Here is a 20,254-nt window from a genome sequence, read left to right on the forward strand (position 1 = left end):
CTGCAAGTCGTGTGCAGAGTGTAGCCAACGTCAACGGTTAAAACCATCGAGCCCGATCAGGCCAGCTGCTCGTCGGCCACCGCCAGTTCACGATCCAGCCGATCCTGCTCTTCCTGCTGCGGTTTACTGAAACGCGCTAGTAGCAAATAAGCGACCGGGGTCAAAAACAACGTTGCCACTGAGGCCATGCCCAGCCCCAACACGATCACCCAACCCAGCGCCTCGCGCGCTTCGGCACCGGGCCCGGTCGAGAGCACCAGTGGCAAGGCCCCCAGCACGGTAGACATCATCGTCATCATTACCGGGCGCAACCGAATGATGGCGGCTTCTTCAATGGCCTCACGAACCTCGTATCCCCGGTTACGCAACTGATTGGCAAATTCCACCATCAGAATACCGTTCTTGGCCATCACACCGACCAGCAACACCAGGCCTATCTGGCTGTACACATTCAGGCTCACACCCGACATCAGCAACGCGAAAATCGCACAGGCGAGTCCGAACGGTACGGTAAAGATCACAATCAACGCACTGACGAAACTTTCGAATTGCGCGGCCAACACCAGAAACACAATCAACAGAGCAAAGCCAAAGGTCAGCAGCATGGCATTGGACGTTTCATCCAGCGCGGCGGCTTCCGACAACGGCAATATGCGCATGCCATCCTGCAGCAGGGGTTCGGCCAATCGCTCGGCTTGCAGTAAGGCATCACCCAACGCAAACCCGGGGGTCAGGCTTGCCGTAATTGAAACGGACCGCAATTGAGATTCCCGGGCCAGTGAGGGCGCCACGGCTTGCTCCTGCAACGAGACAACCGTCGACATCGGCACCATGCGCCCATCCCCGGTGCGCAGGAATATGCTTTGCAGGTCGCTCGGGTCGCGGACCGGGTGCGTGGTCGACAGCATCTTCACATCAAAGCTGCGGTCTTCGATAAACACCGAGCCTACTTCGCGCCCTTCGAGCAACGCCTGCATGGCCTCGGCCAACCCATTGATGTTGATGCCAAGGTCCGCCGCACGATCCCGGTCAATCGTCACCGAGAGCTGTGGCTGTGTGGTTTCATAGGAGGAACTGATCCGGCCAAACCGGGGGTTCTCTTCCAGTGCGGCAATCAGGGCATCGGCGGTGTCGCTCAGGCGGTCGTAATTACTGCCGACAACGGCAAAATTCAAACCGCGCCCACCGCCGCGAATGCCCAGACTGTTTGGCTGAATGGCAAAGGCACGGATGCCGGGTATGGTCGCCATTAAGCCGTTGATTTGCCTGACAATCTCCTGCTGGCTGCGCTCACGTTGATCCTGTGGCGACAACCCCATCACCATAAAGCCCCGGTTACCGGAACCAATGCCTGCAATCGAAAAGGTATTCTCTATTTCACCGGAATCCATCAGCGGCTGCACCAGCTCTTCCACCCGTCGCATTTGTTGTGTGGTGAAGTCGAGACTCACCCCTTGCGGCGCCGATACCGACAACAACGCCACCGACCGATCCTCGGGTGGCGTGACCTCCTGATCCAACTGACCCCACAGGCTCAGCGCCAACGCAAACACCAACCCGGAGATCGTCAGAATGACCAGTGGCGCCCGCAACGAAAAATGCAAAATGGTTACGAACAGGCGTTGCAGCGCATCGCCCAGAACATCAAACAAGCCCCGCTTTACGGGCGCAGCATCGGGCGATTCCGAATGCGCCTTGAGCAACCGGGACGACAACATGGGGCACAGCGTCAGCGCCACCACCGAACTCAACACCACCGCCATGGCCAGGGTAAAACCGAATTCTCTGAACAAACCGCCAGCCTGCCCTGGCAAAAATGACAACGGAATAAACACAGCCGCCAAGGTGGCGGTGGTGGTGATGACCGCAAAGAACACTTGCTGAACACCCAACACGGCCGCCGCACGGGAACCCATGCCCTGGTTGCGTTTACGCACGATGTTTTCGAGCACCACAATGGTGTCGTCAACCACCATGCCGGTGGCCAACACCAGTGCCAGCAGCGTCAGAATATTGATGGAAAAGCCGGCCAGATAAATCGCCGCCAGAGTCCCGATCAGCGCAACCGGAATGGTAATAGCGGGGATCAGTGTGGCTCGCCAGTCCCGTAAAAACACAAAGATAATCAGCGTCACAATCGCGACGGCAAACACAAGGGTTTTAACCGCTTCCGAGATCGCGCCACCAATGTAAGTAGCATCGTCACTCGACACCCGGATGTTGGCCCCTTCGGGCAATATTTCCTGAATATCATCTACGGCCTGTCGAACCGCCGAGGATATTTCCAGGGTATTCGATTGCGCCTGTCGAATAATGCCAATACCCACCCCAGCGGCACCGTTAGCCCGCAACACACTGTCGCCCGGGTCTTCACCCAGGGTGACCGTGGCCACATCGCGAATGCGTATTTCCTGGCGAATGCGCAGGTCCATGAAATCTTCAGGCTTGCTGATTTGAGCCGAGGTTCGCACCACCAGGCTCTGGTCGTTGCTCGACAAGGCACCTGCCGGTGAATCGAACGACACATTGCTCAGCGCCTGGCGCACGTCGGCGACGGTCAAGCCAAAACTGGCCAGCCGGTACTGGTCGATATCCACCCGGAAAATGCGCTCGCGTGACCCGAACACCTGCAGATCGGCCACACCAGGAACCGCCGCCAACCGATCGAGCACTTCGTTTTCAACCAGCAGCGAAAGGTCCTGGATGGAAAACGTGGCCGACGTGACCGACAAACGCATCACCGGCGAGGCATCGGAATCGGCCTTAATGATTTGCGGTTCATCGACATCATCGGGTAACCGGCCTGTGACGCGGCCAATGGCATCGCGAATGTCGGACGTTGCTGTGTCGAGATTCACGTCGCTGCGGAATTCGAGTGTGATGCGGCTGCGACCAAAACTGGAACTGGAGGAAATGGAATCGATGCCGGAGACTCGGGAGACGGCGCCTTCCAGAATGCTGGTGACCTCCCGGTCTATGGTTTCCGGTGCGGCGCCATTGTATGAGGTACTGATGGTGACGACCGGCGAGTCGACAGCGGGCAATTCTCGAATTTCAGCACCAAACAAGCCGGCAATGCCCGACACGACGATCAGCGCACTGACCACCAGGGCCAGCACCGGCCGTCGCACAAACAGGGCAGTAAACCCACCCATACGAGCCATTCTGGGTTCTGCAGACATGATCAGCCTCCATCCGCCAGGCGTACTGTGGCACCGGACCGAACCGACTGCACACCTTCGGTGACCACCGCATCACCCGGTTGCAAGGGCGCATCGACCAAAACGGCATCGGAATTGCGCTGAATGATGCGCACGTTTACCCGCTCAGCGCTGTTATCGCTGTTAATTCGCCACACGTAGGAGCCTTCAGACCGCCATTGAACGGCCAGCGGGTTCACGGTTGGGAAGGTATCGCCCGGAAAGCGCATATCCAGTACGAATGACATGCCTGGCCTAAGTTGGTCGGCTTCGTTATCAACCAGTGCCTGAACCCGGAGTGTGCGGCTGTCGGGCTCAAGCCGGCTGTCTATCGCGGTGATCGACCCTGCCAGCGATGCGCCCGGGTTCGACACCGGCGTCACGGTGATGTCGCGCCCAACAGATATGGCCCCGACAAAGCGCTCTGGCACGCGGAATTCAACCAACAGATCAGACCGGTCATCGAGACGGGCCACTTCATTTTGTGTGCCCACCAGAGTACCCGGCTCCAGCGACACAATGCCCAGAACGCCGGCAAAGGGCGCTCGAATCGTGCGCCGGTCCAGTGCAAGCTCCGCTTCTCTGACCTGTAATCGGGCCCCTTCCAGGGCTGACTCGGCATCGGACCGTTCCACCTGAGCAATGCTGTTGCCCTGCTGCATCCGGGTCAGTCGTTCAACCCGGTTTTCAGCATCGCGCAACGCAAGCCGGGCGCGATCGAGTGCAATGCGTTCAGAGCTGGAATCCATCCGCGCGATCACATCGCCAGCCGCCACCCGGTCGCCAGAGCCTTTCAACACCTCAGCGATACGGCCGCCCACTTCAGGATTAATGGACACCGAGCGCAAGGCCGCCCCATCACCAATCGCTGTCAGATGATCGTTGATCACCGCCTCGCCAACGGTATCGGTCACCACCAGCGTCGCGCCACCACCAAAACCAAAACCCGGACGACCGCCGCCACCACCGCCTTCAGACGCCTCGGCCAGGCCCAACTGCACACGCGTGCTTTCACCCGCGGGATGCCAGACCAACCAGCCGCCACCGGCCAATGCAATTAACGCCAGCGTCAGCGCGCTTTGTTTCCAGAAGGACATGCCACTACTCCTTAGCAATCGGGTGAGATAAGTACGTCACCGGCCCGAAATCAGGCCAACCCAACCGAACACCTTATTGTTAGACAGTACAATTTATTGAAAGCACAACAGAATGCCTTGTTCCAGGATTCGCCACCAGATGCTGTTAGCAGATTTACCTATCCAGAGGTGAACACCGCCGGCTAGCCCCGGGCACAAGTCGTGCCCGGGGCGGGTTAGTACCACGGACAAAGCCACCTTGCTACACTGCCCAAAACACCACGAGTCTGCTTCATGTTTCACGTTCTGCCCGGCAACCAGCTCGACACCCTGATCGACCCGCTCGCCACCCTGCTAGCCCTGCCGGTCGACAACCCGCTGCAGCCCGACATCATTCTGGTGCAGCACCAGGGCATGGCGCACTGGCTCAACATGAAGCTCGCCGACCACCCCAGCCGCCAGATCAGCATGAACCTGGCCTTTCCGCTGCCCATCCAACAAATGTGGACGCTGATCCGCCAGGTTCTGGGGGCAAGCGAAGTGCCAGAACAATCCCCCTTCCGCCGCGAAGTACTGGTCTGGCGCCTGCACGACCTGCTGGGGCAGGAATTCATTTCCGAAGACCCCGCCTTCGCCGAACCCAGCCGCTACTGGCAGAACCAGTCCAACCGCCAGCAACCGCTGCGTCGTTTCCAACTGGCCGAGCAACTGGCCGACCTGTACGAACAGTATGTAATGTACCGGCCAGATTGGATTGAAAGCTGGGAAGCCGGCCAGGGCGACCACTGGCAAGCGCAACTCTGGCGACACCTGGTGCGGGATAACCCGAACCACCCGCTCGCCCTGCTGCAGCGCGCCATGCAACAACTCGACAACCCGGCGGAGCCGCTGCCCGAACGCCTGTTCATTTTCGGCATCAACAGCCTGGCCCCGCTCTGGCTCGATTTTCTGAAGGGCCTCTCCGACCAGGCCGGCATGGACATCCACCTGTTTCATCTCAACCCCAGCGACGAATACTGGGGCGAAACCCAAAGCGAAAAGCAGGCCGCTAAAAAACGCGCCGACTGGGTGCTGCAAGGCCACGACAGCGACGACCTGAACATCGAGGTCGGCAACCCGTTGATCGGCAATCTGGGCCAACAGGGCCAGGCCTTCGTCAACCTGCTCAGCGACCGCGCCGACATCGAAACCCCGGTGTTCGTAGAACCCGAAGGCGACACCCTGCTCAACCAACTGCAACGCGACCTGCTAAAACTGCGCGATGGCCGCGAGCATCCATATGAGCAGCCCAGTGATGTGAGCGATCACTCCCTGTGCGTACGCAGCGCCCACAGTGCTCTGCGCGAAGTTCAAGGCCTGCACGACTGGCTGCTGCACCAGTTCAATGCCGACAAAACCCTCACCCCGAAAGACGTGCTGGTGATGTGCCCCAACGTCGAAGACTACGCGCCCTTTGTCGAAGCCGTGTTCGCCCGCCGCTTCGACGACATCGGCGAAGACGTACCGCCTCTGCCCTGCTCGATCGCCGACCGCAATTTAAAAGACGCCGACCCGACCATCGCCGCCTTTCTCGACCTGCTCACCCTGCCCGACGCCCGCTTCCAGGTGACCCAAGTGATCGGCTGGCTGCGCGTCCCGGCGATACAACAGCAGTTCGGTTTAACGCAGGATGACCTCGACCCTCTCGCCCGCTGGCTCAACGCCGCCTGCGTGCACTGGGGGTTAGACGACGCCCACAAACGCCAGTACGTCCAATCCAGCGACAGCGCCATCAACGATACCTACAGCTGGCAACAGGGCCTGGAACGCCTGCTCGTCGGCTTCGCCTGGGGCGATACCGAAACCGTCGTGGGCCAGCGCCTGCTGCTGCCCAACGTAGAAGGCAGCGACGCCCAACTGCTGGGAAAACTCGCCGGCTTCGTCGATGCCCTGAAACACCTGGCCGCCGACCTGCCCACCCCGCGCACCGCGCGCGACTGGCAAGGCTTTTTGCAAGAACGTGTGCGCCTGGCCCTGTTCGCCACCGACGCCCGCTTCGAATCCGCCCAGGACGACCTGCGCGATGCCCTGCGCGACCTCAGCGAACACAGCCAGCAAGCCGGCTTTACCGGCACCCTGCCACTTGCGGTGGTGCGCCACGCCCTGCAACAGATGTTCGCCAGCCCGGCCCGCACCGGCCGCCAGTTCATGACCGGCCAGATCACGGTGTGTTCGATGGTGCCGATGCGCTCGGTGCCGTTTAAAGTGCTCGCCATTCTCGGCCTGAACGACGGTGACTTCCCACGCCAGCGGCCACCGCTCGGCTTCGACTTAATGGCCAACGACCGCCCCCGCCTGGGCGACCGTTCACGCCGTGGCGACGACCGCTACCTGTTTCTCGAAGCCCTGCTCTCCGCCCGCAACAGCCTGTACCTCAGCTACCAGGGCCGGGACGTCAACACCAACACCGAACGCCAGCCCTCCCTGGTGCTGACCGAACTGTTCAGCTACCTCGAAGGCGCGACCGGCTGGCGCACCAAAACCGGCATCAAGGCACTGCCATTGCAGCCCTTCGCGACAGAGAACTACCTCACCGACCCGGCCTCAGAAAACGCCACCCCCTGGCCCAGTTTCGACAGCCGCTGGCTACGCCTCGGCCACCCGCTACCAACACCCAACAACACGCCGTTGCTGGCAGAGCCCGACTGGCCAGAAGAACTGAGCATTGAAGACCTGGTCCGCTTTGCCGAACACCCGGCCCGCGCCTTCGCCCGCCATCGTTTGGGCTTATTCCTGGACAACAACGACACCCCGGAACTGGCCGACGCCGAACCCTTCGCCGCCAACCATCTGGACCGTTACCAGCTGCAACAAGACCTGATCGCCACCCGCTTCGACTCAACCCTGCCGGATGCCGACACCCAACTCATGGCCGCCCGCCTCTCAGGCCGACTGCCAGATAACCCCCTGGTCGACGACACCCTCGCCGACTGGCAAGCCCAGGCCGACGCCTTCAGTGAGCATTTACTATCGCTCGGCGCCGCCCAGCTGGTCTCCGAACCAGCCGAGCGCGTCTTTAACGACACCTTAACAGTAACCGCTCACCTTCCGCGTCTGCCCGGCGGCGAACTCCTGTTCTGGCGCCTGGCCGACGCCAAAGGCAAAGACCATCTGCGCCTCTGGCTGCACCACTTACTGGCCAACACTCAATCAGAAACGATCACGATGGGTGTCTTCCGCGAGCGTAAAAAAGATGAAGTCTACGCGATTAACTTCGCCCCAATGACGACCGACGCAGCCAGAACAGAACTCAGCCACTGGCTCGATTTCTGGCGACAAGGCCAATGCGAACCCCTGCCCTGGCACACTGAAATAGCGATGGAAATGGCCAAACCCCGCGAACGCCGCGAGTACAACCCGGGCGATTTCGACAAAGTCTGGTACGGCGACGGCTGGTTCAGCAACGGCCTCAGCGAAGACCCTTACATGGCCTGGTTTTGGCCCGAGCAACCCGAGCACGATGCGATTTTTGAAGGCGTAACCGCCTTGTACGCGCCGTTGTTTGAGCACCTGGCGCAAGAGAAGCTGCAAGTAGAGAAGGAATAACAACGGATCATAGCGGCTCACTGCAGTGGCCGGTTAATCTCCGTAGCATTCAGAACACTCAGGTGTCGTCTATTAACGCCCAGTTAAACGACGTGCGGCCGCCGATTAAAGGAACTTTTTTATCGCTCTGTCGATTTTGCGGCTGCCGACCCGACTATCCGATATGAGGCGCGGTGGACTAGACCGCTGTCGCCCTATCGCCATTCAAGTGCAGTGACGCTGCACTGGAATGCCCTGAACGGTCACATCAAGGAGATACACCATGAGCACACCAGCCAAAAACACAATCTGCCTCTGGTACGACGGCGATGCCGAAGAAGCCGCCCGGTTTTACGCCGAGACCTTTCCCGACTCGTCAGTCCAAGTGGTGCATCGCGCCCCGGCGGACAATCCGTCGAGCAAAGAAGGGGACGTTCTTACCGTAGACTTCACCGTAATGGGCATCCCATGCCTCGGGCTTAACGGTGGGTCCACATTCAAGCACAGTGAAGCTTTTTCGTTTCAAGTGGCCACCGATGACCAGGCCGAGACGGATCGCTACTGGAACGCCATTGTCGATAATGGCGGGCAGGAAAGCATGTGCGGGTGGTGCAAGGATAAGTGGGGCGTGTCGTGGCAGATAACTCCGGTCGCGATGACGAAAGCATTTACCAACCCCGACCCTGCAGTCGCCAAACGCGCCTTCGAAGCGATGATGGAGATGAAGAAGATCGACATCGCCATGGTCGAAGCCGCTTGTCGCGGCTGACTCATAAGGGCAGGCACTGTTCAGGCAAGTTCATTTGATTCAAGTCAACGAGAGCCCCGCCTCTGACTCTATACTCAAAGCGGTCGGTCTCGACTTGAGGGAACAGCGCCATGACAGTGTCTGCCAAAACGCCGGATCAAGACAGGACGGTGATCGACTGGCTATTGGATGGCGATGTGTCCATCCAGTACCAAACCCATAGAGACCTGCTCGGAGACGATCGGCCGGATCTGCGCGCCCGCATTGCCCGGGAAGGTTGGGGTGCCCAGTTACTCGGTCTACGGAATCCCAAAGGGCACTGGGGTGAGGCGTTCTACCAGATGAAATGGACCTCTACCCACTACACCCTTCTGGACCTCAAAAACCTGGCCATTGCGCCCAACCTCGCACCCGTGCAGGAGACCATTGCCCAGGTGATTCAAACACACCGGGGCCCCGACGGTGGCATCGTCCACGCGACCGATGCGAAAAAAAGCGACGTCTGTATCAACGGCATGTTCCTGAACTATGCCGCCTATTTCGGATCGAACGCAGACGACCTGAGGTCGGTGGTGGACTTTCTTCTGAAGCAACACATGCCGGATGGTGGCTGGAACTGCCAATCCAACCGGCGCGCAACGGTCCACAGTTCCGTGCACTCCACCTTGTCTGTTCTTGAGGGCATTCATGAGTACCGAGCCAACGGCTACCGGTACCAACTGAACACACTTTTATCAGCGGGAGAGCAGGCAGTCGAATTCCTGTTGCGGCACCGGTTGTTTCGCTCCCAACGCACCGGCGAGATTTTTGACCCCAAACTGCTCATGCTAACGCACCCGTCCCGGTGGCGCTTTGACATCCTGCGCGCTCTGGACTTTTTCCAACTCGCTGGCACCGGCTACGACGAGCGAATGCAAGAGGCGCTGGATGTTCTCATTAAAAAACGCAGAAAAGACGGCACCTGGCCGGTACAGGCCAGACACCCCGGCAAGGTTCACTTCACGATGGAACGGACCGGGAGCGCCAGCCGCTGGAACACCTTGCGGGCCATGCGCGTGTTGAAGCATTTCAACCAACGACCAGTGGTCTAAACACTCATGCAGACTGTGCTAGCTGTTAGGGTCAATCTCATAAAACGATTAATAAAGACAGCATTGACTCATGACAGCGGTTTGCACCGTTGTGCTGCTTCCGAGACCCAATCCGTGACTCGATCCAACACGCCATCCGCAAACGCACTCTCTCCATAGATCAGAAACCGAAGTAAAAACAGAATACCGGGGCTTTGAGTATTGAAACCATCGCTGTCCAACAACCCGTGTGTGGCACCCTCTATAATGACCACCTCACTGTTTGGACGTTCAGCGAATACAGGCTCCAGCGCATTGAAGGTATTCTGCACATCCACGTTCAGGTCATCTTCGCCCAGCAGTACCAGAGCGGGTTGTCTCATGGTAAGAAACGCCTGAGTGGCATCGGCGTCAAAATTCAACCGCACAAACTGAAACCGGTCTTGCGACATAGCGGAATCGTCTTCAGACAATCGATCCAAATAATCCGAATAGTCGGGTGATCGGCTTAAAAATTCGATCTCTTCCTGATGCGCCTCATGAGCCAGAGCAATATCAGCCGTGGTCTTACCTTCCAGTTTCATACGGGTTTTGGTTAGGTACCAACTTTGCTCCATCCAGTTCATCGCAAACCCAAAGCCAACGACAAAGCAGATTGCCGGGTGGTCGCTCGCCACCCTGGGAGCTACCCAACCGGCCTGACTGAAACCAAACAACCCTATCTGCTGCGGCTCATACCCATAATTTGCCTGCAAGTGATCTATGGCGGCCTGAACCTCGCTTGCCCGATCGTCCATCGACTGATGCAGCCATTGGCCGGTCGATTTCCCGACACCTGCTTTATCCCAGCTGAAGACAGCAAAACCCGCTTGAGTTAACCGATCCCAAATAGGCTCATAGTAGCCGTGTGCATCGTAGTTCAGGGCACCGTCTCCGTGCACAAACACAATCACCGCATCCCGGGAAGCCGCTCCTTCCGCCGGAATATAGCGGCCCGCAATTTGGTTTCCACCGTGATAGAAATAATCCACATTCGCGTACGCAATACCAAGAAGGCTGAACACCGAGAATACCAAAGGCCGGGAAATCGTTCCTCGTTTTACCAAAGCCATTCCCTCCCAATTTTTCAATGCTGTTCAGAAGCCAGACGCTTTTCGCAGTATCGGCTCTAGCGGACCTCTACCGAATAGGGATGCGTATACGCCAATGCAGACGATGGAAATAAAGGCAATTGCCACCGAAATGAACAGTAAGCTAAAGGGCCCATGCTCATTGAACAAACCCAGCCCGTAACCACCAAATACCAGCCCGGTTAAAACACCCTGAAAGATGTAAACGGACAATGAGTTTCTTCCTGCCAGCGTCAGCAACCGCGGAATAGAAAACCGTCTCGCAGCACGAATGAAGCAATACAGATACACGGCAGCCAGCGCTGGAGCACCAATGCCAACCCCAATAAAGCCGATAAAGTCAGGCCATTCCCTGGAGAACGCCAACAGCCCACTGGTTGTCGCGCCATAGAGAACATTGGTTGGTACGGCCACAACCAGCAGTACCGGAACGTATTTCTCAAGTGCCTTGAAGCCTTCGCTGTCACGACGAAAGAACCCGGTACGCTGGGCAACAAGCCCAGTGCAAAAAGCACCCATCGCCAGCGGGCCTTGCAACAACAGCAGGAACGAAAACGTCGCAGGCCACTCATGCAACCGACCGATACTTGCAGCAAGGAAGCCGCCGGCCAGGTGATAACCCTCGCCTCCAGCAAGGCCGTTCTCCACCAACACAAACTCATCGACGAGAATGGCTAACGTAGAGAGGCTCAGTAGGCTAACGGGCACCATCAGGTAAGCTATTTTCATAAGCTCGGAGGGCGCTTTACGTCTCACCTGCCACAGCAATGCCCCCAGTAACGCGTACAACAACAAGATATCTCCGGTAAAGACCAACACCGCGTGCAAACCGCCAAAAACAGCCAGTGCACTGATTCGGCCGAAGTAGAATCGTCTGAACGACAACCCACGCCGATGAGCAGACGCTTCCTGTACACCGAAACCCCAGCCAAACAGGAACGAGAAGAGCAGGAAGAACTTCAATTGAAAGAAGGACTCGACAAAAAAGGCCGCCATTCTGTCGATACCTGCCTGCGGGACCAGGAACGCATTTTCTATCGGCAGCGCCATAAACGGAACATTCACAATACAAATACCGACCAGAGCCAGCGCCCTGATGAAGTCAACCTCATCGGTCCGTTCACTTTTCATGACTGCATTCACCCTTCTATAGTCTGGTTTAAAAGCGATGTCTTATCGATAAACAAGCGTTATTGAAATTTGCGTTGTATTCTCACGACCCACCAATGGGCTTTGAACGATCTGTGCGTCCAACTGGTGAGCCGAGGCCGACACATTGACCTGAAAAGAACCGTTGAATGAATACAACCAATCAACCGATAGAAAAGGACTTGTCGTCGCAGTCAGCCTATAAGCGTGTCGACCAACCGTGGCGTCGACATTGGACCCAGCCACGCCATAAAGCGCGTTTGCATACGCAGCACTTTGCCAGCCAATTCCGGCACCTACATACACAGTGGCAATGTCGTCTCGCAGGTAAAGGGGAAGATATATAGCTGCCTGAGTACTAAGCCCCTCAGACTGGCCTGACAGATCCTGCGACAACCCCAGGTGAAAATACAAATAGTCAAAGCCAACCACCCCAACCAACTCACCCTCAGGCGATTGGTATCCATCATAAACACCGGACTCGGGGCGCGAAGCGATCACGCCGGAAGCGCTATATCCCTCATCTCTGAGCCCCAAGCCAAGATTGAACGAAAAATCAGACGAGTCTTCACCAAACCGATATCTGAGTGTCTGGTCGATACTGTTCACTTCCCAGGGTCCATACACCGCTTTCAGCACCGGGAAAACAGCAAAGTAAGCAGACTGCCCTTCCCACGCGCGCTGCCCGGAAACCACACCCGCACCGGTTTCCAGGGCCAGGGAAAATGGATCAGCGTTTGCAGAGGATATAAGCAATAATACCAGTGACACTCGAATGGAAGTTGTCATATCAAGCCCTCGATAGTTCACATAAAAGATTACCGGAGCCTGCGATGTACACAATATGGCAAATGTCACGGGGGCAAATTGAACGGAGTGACATTTGTTCTATACACAGTGAAGATAAGGTATGAAATACTAAGCCGTCTTTTACTTCAGATGGTTCGACTCGATGCGTGGGACGCAATCACATTCTAAGGGAGGGTTGAATGTCGACCATACTTAACACTGGCTTTTCATCCATCAATCAGAAAATAAAATTGTTCGACCTCTTCATCAGCCTGGTTACCTGGATCTTTGTTTTTCTCATTACGCTCCACCTGTGGGAGGTCGATTACCCCGGAACGGAATACCGGCTCGATTTCTCACTTAGGCACATCGTCGTCGTGAGCTGCCTGTTTATTGGTCATCTCTCTTTTAGCCTATTCAGGATATACTCAGTTTCACACGCCAAGCTATTCGGCCTACTGGAGGCCTTAGCCCTGACCGTGCTTCTTTTTCTTTTCCCGGACGGCATTGTTATCGTCCTGGGCATAATGTTGGTGGCTCATCTCCGTGAACATACTCTAGATCTGCCGTGCCTTTTCCTTGGCATAGCGCTTCCGTTCTTTTATTTCTTTCAGGTTCCGGGTGAAGACGACTGGTTCAATTCAATTCTGTTTAGCCTCCTGAATACCTTTGCGGTATTTGCCTTCAATCGAATCATGGCCGAAAGAAAAGCGAAGGAAGAAAACGCCAAACTGCTCCGTGAATTGAATGCCACTCAAATTCTACTAAGTGCTACAACGAAGCGAGATGAAAGACGACGTATCGCAAGGGATCTGCATGACACGATGGGCCATCACCTAACCGCGCTTGGCCTACAACTTGAAATAGCCTCCCTGCTTGAGGGCGATGACGCACAGGTTCATGTTAAAAAGGCACAAACCATAGCCAGCAGTCTCCTTGACAGCGTGCGAGAGGCGGTGTCCGATATCCGGCAAAACAGTACGGTTGGGTTTCGGGCTGCATTGGATGCGTTAGTTCGGGAAATCAACCATATTGATATTCAGGTGGCTATTGAGCCTGGGCTCACGATATCGAACCCGGCTATTGCGGAGGCTCTCATTCGTATCAGCCAGGAAGCGATCACCAACATACTCAAGCACAGTAATGCAAGCCAGTGTTGGATCAGACTGGAGAGCCATGGTGAAGAACTGCGCCTGGCTATCGAAGATAATGGCCAGTCGAGCGACGTCGTCCAGCCCGGCAATGGGTTGATTGGCATGGCCGAACGGGTAGAGGCCCTGGGCGGCACGCTCGACTATGGTTCTTTGACCCAGGGTTTCTTTCTTTCAGCATCGATAGTGGAGTCACCATGAAAGAGATTCGGGTAATCATCGTTGACGACCAGAGCCTGGTTCAAGAAGGGCTGGAGGTTCTCATTCAAATGAGCAAAGACATGTCTGTTGTTGCCAAAGCGAACAGCGGAGCGCCCGTTATTGAACTGCTTAAACGCCACCAGCCCGATGTTCTCTTGCTGGACATCAGAATGCCAGGTATGAGCGGGCTGGAAGTCCTGCAAGAGATGCAGGTGGAAGGGTTAACCACACCGACGCTCATATTAACCACCTTCGACGACCATGATCTCGTTCTTCAGTGCATTCAACTAGGTGCCAGGGGTTACTTGCGCAAAGACGTTCGCTTCGACACCCTCACCAAAGCCGTTAGAAGCATCGCCGACGGTAAAACATGGTACCAGCCAGCAGTGACCCGCCACGCTGAAACCGACCAGCCATTTAACGAGTGGGAAGACGCAAAAGAGGCCCGCCAGCTTACGGACATCGAAATGCAGGTGCTTCGCCTGGTCGCCGCTGGATACTCGAACCATGAAATAGCCACGGCGCTGCACAAGTCAACCGGGACCGTTCGAAACCAGGTCTCGTCGATTCTCTATAAGCTCAATACCCGTGATAGAACCCGCGCGGTGACAAAGGCCCTGGAACTGGGGCTGATCTGATTCAAACCACCATTTCATTTGCACACCCACCCCCACCTTGCCAGAATGCCCTGAACGCAACCGGTACCCCGAACGCTGATGTTGGACCAAGCCCCCAAGCAACTCAAAGCCGAGACGCTGCCCCTGCAGGGCCGCCAACTCATTGAGGCCAGCGCCGGCACCGGCAAAACCTACAACATCACCCGGCTGTACCTGCGTCTGCTGCTCGAACAACAACTCAGCGTCGAACAGATACTGGTGATGACCTTCACCAAGGCCGCCACCGCCGAACTGAAAGGCCGACTGGGTCAGCTTATTCGCGATGCCCACGATCACTGGGGTGAAATCGAAGAACCTTTTTTCAACACACTCGCCGAGCGGATTGAACCGAACAAAGCCCGCGCCCTACTGCACCAAGCCCTGCTCAACCTCGACGAAGCCGCCGTGTACACCATTCACGGCTTCTGCAAGCGCGCCCTCACCCAGCAGGCCTTCGCCAGCGGCATCAGCTTTCATGCCGAGATGGAAGCCGACAGCAGCGCACTGATTCTCGAAGCCCTGCAGGACTGGTACCGGCGTGAAGCCCGCGGCGAGCACTTCGAACACTTGCAAAGCTACTGGGCCACACCGGATGACTTCGCCAACGAATGGGGCCGCACCATCGGCGGCAGCGAGACCGTCGCCGAACCGGAACTGACTGAACCGCACGACGCCTGGAACGCCTTCTGCCAGCACTGGGCCAGCGAGGCCGACGCCTTTTACACCCTGAACGTCAAACCCCGCCGGGGCGAAGCCAGCACCGCCGAGTGGCAGGCAAAACTCGATGACTTGACCGAACTTGCCCTGCAACCCTGGCCCGGCACCGTGCCCGAGGTGTTTGGCGGCAAATTCCTCAAAGACGCCTTCAGCACCGCCAAAAAAGAAGCCGCCCTGCCGCACCTGCACACCCTGGCGCAGCAACTGGCCGGTATGGCGAAAGAAGCCAAAGCCTGGTGGGCCTGGCGAGGCATCACCTTCGCCCGGGCGCACCTGCTGACCAGCAAAGACCGGCTCGACCAGCTCGACTTCAACGACCTGATCATCCAACTGCGCCAGCGCCTGCAAGACGCCGACGCTGGCCCGGCGCTGGCCGCCAAACTCGCCGAGCAATTCCCGGTCGCCCTGGTCGATGAATTTCAGGACACCGACCCGGACCAGTACGCCATTCTCGATGCCCTGTATCCCAAAGGTCAGCCCGGCCTGCTGTGCATGATCGGCGACCCGAAACAGGCCATTTACGGCTTTCGCGGCGGCGATGTGTTCGCCTACCTGAAAGCCCGCGACAACGCCGACCAGCAATGGCACATGGACACCAACTTCCGCTCCCACCCGGCCGTGGTACAAGGCTACAACCGGCTGTTCTACGGCGAACACCCACTCGATGCTAAAGGCCAGGTACGCACGCAAAAAGCCAGCGCCGATGTGTTCGGCTTCGGCATCGATTACCTGCCGGTCAAAGCCGGCAAAAACGACCTGCCCGACATCGACGACCCGGCCGGTCGCGGCGCCGTGCAATGGTGCCTGCTGCCCGCCACCGACGACGAGCCCAAAGGCTACACCCGAACTGGCCTCGAAGTGCTGGCCGACTGGACCGCCCGCGAGATCCGCCGCCTGCTCGCCGAGGCCAAGCTCGATGGCCAACCGGTCCAACCCGGCGACATCGCCCTGCTAGTGCGCAGCAAACACGAAGCCGAGGTCATCCAGAACGCCCTACGCACGCACCAGCTCGCCTCGGTGTACCTGAGCGCCCGCGACAACGTGCTGCAAAGCGCCGAGGCCGAGACCCTGGCCCGCGCCCTGAACGGCATTCTGAACCTCGAGAACGACCGCGCCCTGATCGCCGCGCTCGCCACCCCCTGGTTTGGCTACGACACTGAACGGCTGTTCCAGCTGCAGCAAGACGAACACGCCTGGGCCGAGGCCCTGTTCGAACTCACCGAACTGCGCGAACGCTGGTTCAGCCAGGGCCTGATGAGCATGGCGCTGCAACTGTTCCAGCGCCACGTGCGCCCGCATCCGCAACGCCATGAACGCACGCTCACCAACAGCCTGCACCTGCTCGAACTGCTGCAACAGGCCAGCCAGCAACACCGACAACCCTGGCAACTGCTGCACTGGTTCGACCAGGCCCGGCAAGACGACACCCTGGCCAACATCGCCCAGCTGCGCCTGGAAAGCGATGCCAACCTGATACAGGTAATCACCCAGCACGGCGCCAAAGGGCTGGAATACCCCATCGTCTTTTTGCCGTTCGTCAGCTACGGCCGCAGCAAACCCAAGCATCCGCCGATGCTGATTCGGTACCACGACCGCCAAGACTACAACGCCGTGCTCGCCCTAAACCCGAGCGACCCGGAACGCGACCTCTATGAAGAAGAACAGGCCGCCGAAGACATTCGCCTGCTGTACGTCGCCGCCACCCGCGCCGAACGCCGCCTCTATGTGATGGCCGCCGAGTTCAAGGAACTGGAGCGCTCACCCCTGGCCCGCTGCCTGAACACAAAAACCTTCGACGCCCTGACCGAGCAACTGACCACCTTCGCCAGCCAGGGCAATGGCGCCGTGCTCACCCTGCCCGACACCCCGCTGACCGACGCCGCAGCCCCCGAAGCCACAACCACCCGCACCGCCCGCGCAGCCCAATTCCACGGCCGTATCGAACGCGACTGGTGGCTCAGCTCCTTCTCGGCGCTGACCCGCAACGCCCGCCACGGCGGCCTGACCACGCCCGACCGCGACCAGGACGACCCCGAACAAGCCCCCACCGCCCCACAAGACCGGCCACTGCGCTTCCGCCTGGCAAGGGGCGCCGAAGCCGGCAACCTGCTGCACGATCTGCTCGAACGGCTCGACTTCGTAAACCCGGATTTCACCACCGAACTCGCCTGGGCCGAACAACGCTACCCCGCGCTGCTGCCGAAAGACGCCCAAGCCAACAGCCAGGCCAGCAACCCTGAACCCACAACACCCGGCGTCAGCCCCCTGCGCCCGGCACTCGCCACCTGGCTAAGCGACATCCTCAACACCGAACTGCCCAGCGGCGCCCGCCTGGCAGACCTAAACCAGGCGCACACCCAACGCGAAGCGGCCTTCTATTTCCCGATGGCCAGCAAAGGCCAGGGCCTGGCCCGCATCCTCGCCCGGCACCGCAACACCCCTGGCGTCATCCTGCCCGAACCGCCGCGCCTGAAAGGCATGATGCACGGCTACATCGATTTGATTTACCAGTGGCAGGGCCGCTATTACGTGGTCGACTACAAATCCACCTGGCTCGGCGAGCGCCTGGGCGACTACCACCCAACCGCCCTGACCGAGAGCGTGCACGCCAGCTTCTACGACCTGCAATACCTGCTCTACACCCTGGCCCTGCACCGCTACCTGCGCACCCGCCTGCCCGACTACACCCCCGAACAGCACCTCGGCGGCGTGCACTACCTGTACCTGCGCGGCATGACCCAGGGCCAGACCACCGGCATCTACCACCGCGACCCGGACCTAACCGCCCTACACGCCCTGGACACCCTGTTCACCGGCACGGAGACCCCAGCATGACGACGCACTCTCAAACCGCAGCTGGCCAGTCACCCGGGCAACAGGAAACCAACAAACCACGGCTACACACCGCGCGCCAAAATCTGGCCAACATCAACGACATCGACCTGCACCTGGCCGCCCAACTCTGCGACTGGCTAAACACCCACACCGACGACCTCTTCCACAGCATCGCCGGCGCCAGCCACACCCTGCAGCAGGGCCACAGCTGCCTCTACCTGCCCGCCTGGGCCGGCCGCACCGAATGGCACAGCGACGACAAACCTGGCTACACCTTCCCACCCTTGGAAGACTGGCTGGCCCAGCTAAGCCAACTGCCCATAGGCCCAGAAGACAACGCCCCCATCGTGCTAGACGGCGACCGCCTCTACCTGCGCCGCTATTGGCAATTCGAACAGGAACTGGCCAGCCAACTGCGCCAGCGCCTGCAATCCGACGCCAGCGACACCACCGTTGATACCAAAGCCGCAAAAGCCGCCCTGCACACCCTGTTCCCGGCGCTCGCCAAGCAAAACGCCACCGCAGAACCAGACTGGCAAGCCATCGCCGCCGCCAACGCCCTGTTCAACGGCTTCAACATCATCGCCGGCGGCCCCGGCACCGGCAAAACCTACACCGTCACCCGCCTGCTCGCCCTACTGGCGATGACCAGCCCGCACGACCTCAAAATACGCATGGCCGCCCCCACCGGCAAAGCCGCCCAGCGCCTCGCCGAATCCATCCGCGATGCCAAAAGCGACCTGGCCGGCCGCATCGATCTGCTCGCCCTGAACAGCATTCCCGACGAAGCCACAACGCTGCACCGGCTACTTGGCGTCATCCCCAACCGGCTCGACTTCCGCCACAACGAACGCAACCCGCTCGACTGCGACGTACTGCTGGTAGACGAAGTCTCCATGGTCGACCTACCCATGATGACAAGACTGTTCCGCGCCCTACCAGAACACACCAAAGTCATCCTACTGGGCGACGCAGACCAATTACCCAGCGTAGCGGCAGGCTCAGTACTAGCCGACCTCGCCCAACGCCCCCACCCAGGCTACAGCCTAAAAAGGGCTAAAACCCTCAAAACTCTGGGCCTAACAGTCCCAACTCAAAGCACCAAGCTCGAGCCCAAAAACTCGCAGCTCGCAGCTCCAAACTTTCTAACTTTCCTTTTACACAGCCGCCGCTTCGGCCAACACAGCGGCATCGGCCGCCTGGCCACCCAAGTCATCAACGGAGAAGCCGACGCCAGCCTCGCCACCCTGCAAAGTGACGCCGAAGACCTGGCGTGGATTCCCACCGACAAAGCCCAGCAACAGATCAGCCACTGGGTCGACCACTGGTACCGCCCCATCGCCAGTGCCGCGAGCAAAGCCGACGCATTCAACGCCCTGTTCCAGTTCCGGCTACTCTGCCCCGCCCGCGTAGGCCCCATGGGCGTAGAAGCCCTGAACGAACGGATACTCAAAACCCTGAACCCAACCCGAGCCCCCTTCTTCAAGGGCCAGCCGATCATGATCACCGAAAACCACTACGGCATCGGCCTCTACAACGGCGACATTGGCCTTATCTGGCCCGACGACACCAGCGGCCACCTAATGGCCTGGTTCCAGACCGGCAACAACGACTATCGCCCCCTGGCCCCCGGCCGCCTGCCCCGGTTCGAAACCGTGTATGCGATGACGATACATAAAACCCAGGGGTCTGAGTTCGAGCGGGTGGCGATGGTGTTGCCTGAGCAGGCGATGGGGTTGTTGAGCCGGGAGTTGATTTATACCGGGTTGACTCGGGCTAAGCAGGGGTTGTTTGTTGCTGGGGGTGAGGGGGTTTGGTGTGAGGGTGTTGCGAAGCGGGTTGAACGATTTAGTGGGTTGCGCGACAACATCGAACTCAACGCAGGCGGTTGACAAGGATCGGCAATCCAGCCAATCTACTTTTTAAATGGATTGGGCATTCCTGGTCGGCGTCCAAACCTCGGTGGTT

12 protein-coding genes are annotated in these 20,254 nt (G+C 58.6%); 7 read left to right on the forward strand and 5 right to left on the reverse strand.

Annotation, left to right across the window (positions count from 1 at the left end):
- Positions 1–56: 56 nt before the first annotated feature.
- Together EP166_RS13275 and EP166_RS13280 are read right to left on the reverse strand one after the other, a co-directional pair.
- Entirely contained in the window at positions 57–3,182 is a 3,126-nt protein-coding gene (locus tag EP166_RS13275) for an efflux RND transporter permease subunit (protein ID WP_127557719.1), read from the reverse strand.
- 2 nt (positions 3,183–3,184) lie between these two features.
- Positions 3,185–4,297 carry an efflux RND transporter periplasmic adaptor subunit gene (locus EP166_RS13280; RefSeq protein WP_127557721.1) on the reverse strand — a complete coding sequence of 371 codons (1,113 nt, stop codon included), beginning with the start codon at positions 4,295–4,297 and terminating at the stop codon, positions 3,185–3,187.
- Positions 4,298–4,570: 273 nt separating this feature from the next.
- On the opposite strand from EP166_RS13280, the gene recC reads away from it, so the two are divergent.
- The 3 genes from recC (at position 4,571) to EP166_RS13295 (ending at position 9,679) form a co-directional block, all read left to right on the forward strand.
- Positions 4,571–7,861 carry an exodeoxyribonuclease V subunit gamma gene (gene recC / locus EP166_RS13285; RefSeq protein WP_127557723.1) on the forward strand — a complete coding sequence of 1,097 codons (3,291 nt, stop codon included), beginning with the start codon at positions 4,571–4,573 and terminating at the stop codon, positions 7,859–7,861.
- Between the two features lie 262 nt (positions 7,862–8,123).
- Complete coding sequence (locus tag EP166_RS13290; RefSeq protein ID WP_127557725.1) at positions 8,124–8,609, forward strand: VOC family protein; 486 nt, start codon at positions 8,124–8,126, stop codon at positions 8,607–8,609.
- A 110-nt stretch (positions 8,610–8,719) separates the two neighbouring features.
- Positions 8,720–9,679, forward strand: a complete 960-nt coding sequence (locus EP166_RS13295) for a prenyltransferase/squalene oxidase repeat-containing protein (RefSeq protein ID WP_127557727.1) — start codon at positions 8,720–8,722, stop codon at positions 9,677–9,679.
- A gap of 68 nt (positions 9,680–9,747) precedes the next feature.
- Here the strand turns inward: EP166_RS13295 and EP166_RS13300 are convergent, their stop codons facing one another.
- The 3 genes from EP166_RS13300 to EP166_RS13310 are packed head-to-tail and all read right to left on the reverse strand — an operon-like array spanning position 9,748 to position 12,726.
- Complete coding sequence (locus tag EP166_RS13300) at positions 9,748–10,770, reverse strand: alpha/beta hydrolase family protein (RefSeq protein WP_127557729.1); 1,023 nt, start codon at positions 10,768–10,770, stop codon at positions 9,748–9,750.
- Positions 10,771–10,794: 24 nt separating this feature from the next.
- Positions 10,795–11,919 (reverse strand): DUF418 domain-containing protein, encoded by a 1,125-nt coding sequence (locus tag EP166_RS13305; RefSeq protein WP_127557731.1) that lies wholly within the window; start codon positions 11,917–11,919, stop codon positions 10,795–10,797.
- Between the two features lie 42 nt (positions 11,920–11,961).
- Positions 11,962–12,726: a MipA/OmpV family protein gene (locus EP166_RS13310; RefSeq protein ID WP_127557733.1), complete on the reverse strand. Its 765-nt coding sequence runs from the start codon at positions 12,724–12,726 to the stop codon at positions 11,962–11,964.
- Positions 12,727–12,926: 200 nt separating this feature from the next.
- Between EP166_RS13310 and EP166_RS13315 the strand changes: the two genes are divergently transcribed.
- The 4 genes from EP166_RS13315 (at position 12,927) to recD (ending at position 20,178) form a co-directional block, all read left to right on the forward strand.
- Positions 12,927–14,078 (forward strand): sensor histidine kinase, encoded by a 1,152-nt coding sequence (locus EP166_RS13315; RefSeq protein WP_127557735.1) that lies wholly within the window; start codon positions 12,927–12,929, stop codon positions 14,076–14,078.
- Positions 14,075–14,716, forward strand: a complete 642-nt coding sequence (locus tag EP166_RS13320; protein ID WP_127557737.1) for a response regulator — start codon at positions 14,075–14,077, stop codon at positions 14,714–14,716. The genes EP166_RS13315 and EP166_RS13320 overlap by 4 nt, the downstream gene beginning before the upstream one ends.
- A gap of 78 nt (positions 14,717–14,794) precedes the next feature.
- On the forward strand, positions 14,795–18,286 hold the full coding sequence (gene recB, locus EP166_RS13325) for an exodeoxyribonuclease V subunit beta (RefSeq protein WP_127557739.1): 3,492 nt from the start codon (positions 14,795–14,797) through the stop codon (positions 18,284–18,286).
- The gene (gene recD, locus EP166_RS13330) at positions 18,283–20,178 is read left to right on the forward strand and encodes an exodeoxyribonuclease V subunit alpha (RefSeq protein ID WP_127557741.1); all 1,896 of its coding nucleotides are present in this window, start codon (positions 18,283–18,285) and stop codon (positions 20,176–20,178) included. The genes recB and recD overlap by 4 nt, the downstream gene beginning before the upstream one ends.
- Positions 20,179–20,254: the final 76 nt, after the last annotated feature.

This window comes from Saccharospirillum alexandrii (assembly GCF_004000275.1).
Taxonomy (GTDB): Bacteria; Pseudomonadota; Gammaproteobacteria; order Pseudomonadales; family Natronospirillaceae; genus Saccharospirillum; species Saccharospirillum alexandrii.

Coding starts and splice junctions, on each gene's coding strand:
- EP166_RS13300 (WP_127557729.1), bottom strand. CDS start 10,770: ATGGCTTTGGTAAAACGAGGAACGATTTCCCGGCCTTTGGTATTCTCG.
- EP166_RS13315 (WP_127557735.1), top strand. CDS start 12,927: ATGTCGACCATACTTAACACTGGCTTTTCATCCATCAATCAGAAAATA.
- EP166_RS13290 (WP_127557725.1), top strand. CDS start 8,124: ATGAGCACACCAGCCAAAAACACAATCTGCCTCTGGTACGACGGCGAT.
- recB (WP_127557739.1), top strand. CDS start 14,795: ATGTTGGACCAAGCCCCCAAGCAACTCAAAGCCGAGACGCTGCCCCTG.
- recC (WP_127557723.1), top strand. CDS start 4,571: ATGTTTCACGTTCTGCCCGGCAACCAGCTCGACACCCTGATCGACCCG.
- EP166_RS13275 (WP_127557719.1), bottom strand. CDS start 3,182: ATGTCTGCAGAACCCAGAATGGCTCGTATGGGTGGGTTTACTGCCCTG.
- EP166_RS13295 (WP_127557727.1), top strand. CDS start 8,720: ATGACAGTGTCTGCCAAAACGCCGGATCAAGACAGGACGGTGATCGAC.
- EP166_RS13320 (WP_127557737.1), top strand. CDS start 14,075: ATGAAAGAGATTCGGGTAATCATCGTTGACGACCAGAGCCTGGTTCAA.
- EP166_RS13305 (WP_127557731.1), bottom strand. CDS start 11,919: ATGAAAAGTGAACGGACCGATGAGGTTGACTTCATCAGGGCGCTGGCT.
- EP166_RS13280 (WP_127557721.1), bottom strand. CDS start 4,297: ATGTCCTTCTGGAAACAAAGCGCGCTGACGCTGGCGTTAATTGCATTG.
- EP166_RS13310 (WP_127557733.1), bottom strand. CDS start 12,726: ATGACAACTTCCATTCGAGTGTCACTGGTATTATTGCTTATATCCTCT.
- recD (WP_127557741.1), top strand. CDS start 18,283: ATGACGACGCACTCTCAAACCGCAGCTGGCCAGTCACCCGGGCAACAG.